The following is a 3,691-nucleotide window of genomic DNA, read 5'->3' on the forward strand; positions in this document are numbered from 1 at the left end:
GCAGCAGCCACCGCCGCCGCCCGATCTGCCGTCGCCGCACGGGCAGCAGTCACAGCAGTCGCCGCAGTCACACTTGCGGCACCAGCCCTCGCGTCGCTTCTTGCCGTTCCACGGGTCCTCGTACTCCTTGCGGCAGCACACCTGGCACGTGCAGAACAGCAACGTCCACTGCGCGCAGCCGGCCAGGAGGCCGCGGCGGCGGGGTGGTCGGCGTGTGGTGACGTCGTCGGCGAAGGCGCGGGTCACAGCGCGCTCGAGTTCGTGGGCGAGCAGCACGTGGGCAAGCCGGTCGTCGGTGAAGTCCACGTCCCGCAGGGCGAGTCGGACGCCCCGCACCGCGTCGTCGCACAGTCGCCTGACCTCAGGCAGCGGCGTGCCCGTGGCGTCGATCGGGTTCCAGGCGCCGGCCGCGCGGTCGGCGTCCAGGTCCTCGACCGCGTCCAGCAGGTGGGCCACCCGGCCGAAGAGGCGGCCGGCCTCGGCGAGCGGCGCCGCGTTGGCCGGACGGCCGGCCAGCAGCGCGGTGTGGCCGAACGCGGCGCCGGTCGCGGTCTCCGTCGGTTCGGTGACCGCGAGCAGCGGCGTGCCAGGCCCGGCCAGCGCCTCGACGCCCTGTTGCCGGTCGACGGCCTCGACCAGCACCGCCGTGTCGAAGCCGACGCCGGCCGCGCCCCTGGCTCCGGCCAGGTCCCAGACGCGCGCCACCCGGCGGGCCGCCGCGGCGACCGGGCGGCGGGCCAGCACGCCGTCGCCGTCGGCCACATGGTCGCGGATCTTGGCCGAGGCGAGCACCAGCGAGACGGCCGCGGCGAGTTGCGCGCCGGCGCCGTCCGCGACCGACGCGCTCCGCATGCCACGCAGCGGGCAGGGTCCCGCCTGCCGCCAGCGGCCGCCGGCGTCACCGGCCGCCTGGGCGTCGTGGAGCACGGATATCAGCAGGCCGTCGTAGTTGGTGACGGTCCGCGCTGCCTGCCCGTGTACCCGGCGCAACGCCAGGCACAGGCCGCAGAGATGGCCGAGCCACTCGGCCGCGAGACCACCCGGCAGCCGATGCCGGCACGGCCTGATGATTCCGAACACACGCCCTCCCCCGGTTCGTGGACCCATCATGCCCACTATCTGCCGAGCGCGTCCTCGTAACCCCTGCTGATCCGCTCCTCGGCGCCCGCATAGCTCTTGGTCTCGATCTCGGAGACGGCGTTCATCAGGTCGCTGTAGACGGTGTCGGGCGAACCGGCCCGCGGCAGGGCGCTGCCGTCCCGCCTGTAGTAACGGTCCAGCGCCTCCTGGGCGTTGGCGTAGTCGGCGGCGAGCGCGGCGTGGGCGACGAGTGCCCTGACGTCCCAGTCGCCCGACTCGATGGCGTCGATCTCCGCGAGCTGTTGCGGCGTCAGCTCGACCGGCGGGAGCACGCCGCGCACGGCTGCGGTGAGACCGTAGGCGCCGAGCGAGACGCCGACGCTCACCGGATTGCTCGCGCCGGCGAGGGTGGCGACGGCGCCGGCGCCGGTGGTGAGGCCGTTCAGCACGTTGGTCTCGACCCGGGCGGGTTCGGTGCCGTTCTCGATGGCCTGGATGTCCGCGTGCTCGACGAAGCCCGCCACCCGCCCGACCGCCTCGAGCGCGGCGGCCTCGCCGGTGCCGGAGCTGAACGCCTGGTAGGCGGTGAGCGCCTGCCACTCGCCAACGCCGGAGCGGAACTCGTGGCGCACGGTGTCGGTGGTGCCGTTCATCAGCTCGAAGAGGCCCTGCCGGTCCTCGCGGGAGAGTTGGAAGCCGTAGCGGTGGTCCTGGCCGAAGAGGTTGGTGAACCGGCGGGCGTTCGGGTCGTTCGGGTCGGCGGGCTCCAGGAACTGGGATCCGGCGTCGCCGGGGAACTGGGAGATCATGTTCATGTAGCGCAACGCGGTGTCGCCGATGGCCCGTTGCAGCCCCGAGTGGTCCGTGCGGCCGATCTCCGCCTGTGGGCTGTGCTCGGGCACCAGCACCCAGTAGTCGTGGTCGTCGACGTCCGACAGCAGGTTGAACGCCGCCCGCACGTACGGCTTCGCGGCGGCGTCGTTGTGGTCCACGCCCTCGGGGATGGTGGTGCCGCTCCGGATCAACTCGCCGACGGCGGTGCTGTCCTCCCACTCCTGGCGGAGCAACTGGTCACGGAAGTCGCCGTCGTTGAGCAGCCCGGCCGAGGCCTCGGTGTTGAGCGCGACGGCCTCGAGCAGCCCGCTGCTTCCGGTGTTGGCCACCGTGTCGGTGCTCATCGGGTGGTACTGGGTGGAGGTGGCGGACTGGATGTCGACGGCCGCGGTGGCCAGGTCCCTGGCGAACGTGTCGCCCGGCGCGGTGGTGGCGTGCGACATCAGCTCGCCGAAGCCGTTGAACAGGCGCAGGTCGTCGGGTCTGAAGGTGGGCCCCGGGTAGTCGGTGCGGAACGTGCCGCCGCCCGCGCAGTCGTAGACGAAGGCGCGGATGCTGGCCGGCACGGCGGCCCGCCCGGCCTCGGCGGCGACGTCGTGGCCGCCGCGCTCGGGGTCCGTCAGCACGTTGATGCCGTTGGCCACGGCCTCCTGGGCGCGGCCGATCGCCCGCATCCGCTCGGCGGCCGCCTCGCGTCCCGGGCCGTCGGCGAGGTCGTCGGTGTCGGAGTTGAGCTGGCCGAGCGCGGAGAGCGCCTGGACGTCGAGGTTGTCGTAGAACGTCGTGAGGTACGCGCGTTCCGCCTCGGTGAGGGCGCGGGGTTCGCCCTCCAGGATCTGGGCGAGCCCCTCGGTGTAGAGGGCCAGCAACTCCGGGTCCGGGCGGGGCTGGCGCAGCAGCTCGGCGAGGCTCTCGCCGGCGACCTCGGCGACCGTGGGCGAGGTCCACAGGTCGAGCGGCCCGCCGGTGGTGTCCAGGCCCAGCCCTTCGAGGAGTTGGCCCCACTCGGCGAGCCTGCGGGTGTACTGGTCGATGGCCTCGGTGATGTCGTCGTACGCGGCGCCGGCGTCGTCGGCCGCGGCGCGCAGGTGCTTGGCGCGGATCTCGCCCGGCAGGCTGTCCGGCAGGTCGTAGACGAGGTCGCCACCCTGGAAGGTGGGCCGGGCGAGGACGCCCTTGCCGCCGTGGGTGACCCAGAGGGCGACGGGGCTGCCGAGCACGTTGCGGGTGGTCCCCTCGCGGTTGGCCTCCGCGACGCGGGCGGTGAGGGCTCCCTGCCAGGCCTTCCACTCGTCGACCGCGTCCCTGACGTGCTGCTCGTACTTGTCCTCGAGACCGCCGGGGTCGAAGACCGTGCCGCGGACCTCGTCGCGGGTGTCGATGGCCTGGTTCATGGCCCTGACCAGGTGGTTCAGCACCTGGTCCAGGTCCTCGCCGTTGCCCTGGAGGCCTGCGGCCGTCTCGACGATCCGGCCGTCGGCGTCGACCAGGTGGTCGCCGTCGAGCCCGCCGGACTCGGCGGCCAACCGGGTGGCCCGCGCCGCGAGATCCGCCGCGCCGTGTGCCTCGTCGGCCGCCCTGGCGTAGCTGGCGGCGGTGTCGGCCATGTCGTCCGGATCGATCTCGGTGCTGAACCGCTCGCACCGCTGCCAGGGCTGCTTGCGCGCCTCCGTTTCGACATCCGTGCGCGTGAACGTCAGGTCAGCCACCGCGTACTCCCCCGCATCGCCGGCCGGTCACCACCCGCCGCCGACCCTAACCCCGGGCCACCCTCCCC

At 73.4% G+C, this 3,691-nt stretch carries 2 protein-coding genes; both read right to left on the reverse strand.

What is annotated here, in order from left to right; translation table 11 throughout:
* Positions 1-1,080, reverse strand: a 1,080-nt coding sequence (locus tag E1265_RS34885; RefSeq protein ID WP_132934964.1) for a DUF5685 family protein, incomplete at its 3' end; no start/stop codon positions are given.
* A gap of 35 nt (positions 1,081-1,115) precedes the next feature.
* Positions 1,116-3,623: a hypothetical protein gene (locus tag E1265_RS34890; RefSeq protein WP_132934965.1), complete on the reverse strand. Its 2,508-nt coding sequence runs from the start codon at positions 3,621-3,623 to the stop codon at positions 1,116-1,118.
* Between the last annotated feature and the right edge of the window lie 68 nt (positions 3,624-3,691).

Origin of the sequence: Streptomyces sp. 8K308, from assembly GCF_004348315.1 — a bacterium.
GTDB lineage: Bacteria > Actinomycetota > Actinomycetes > Streptomycetales > Streptomycetaceae > Streptomyces.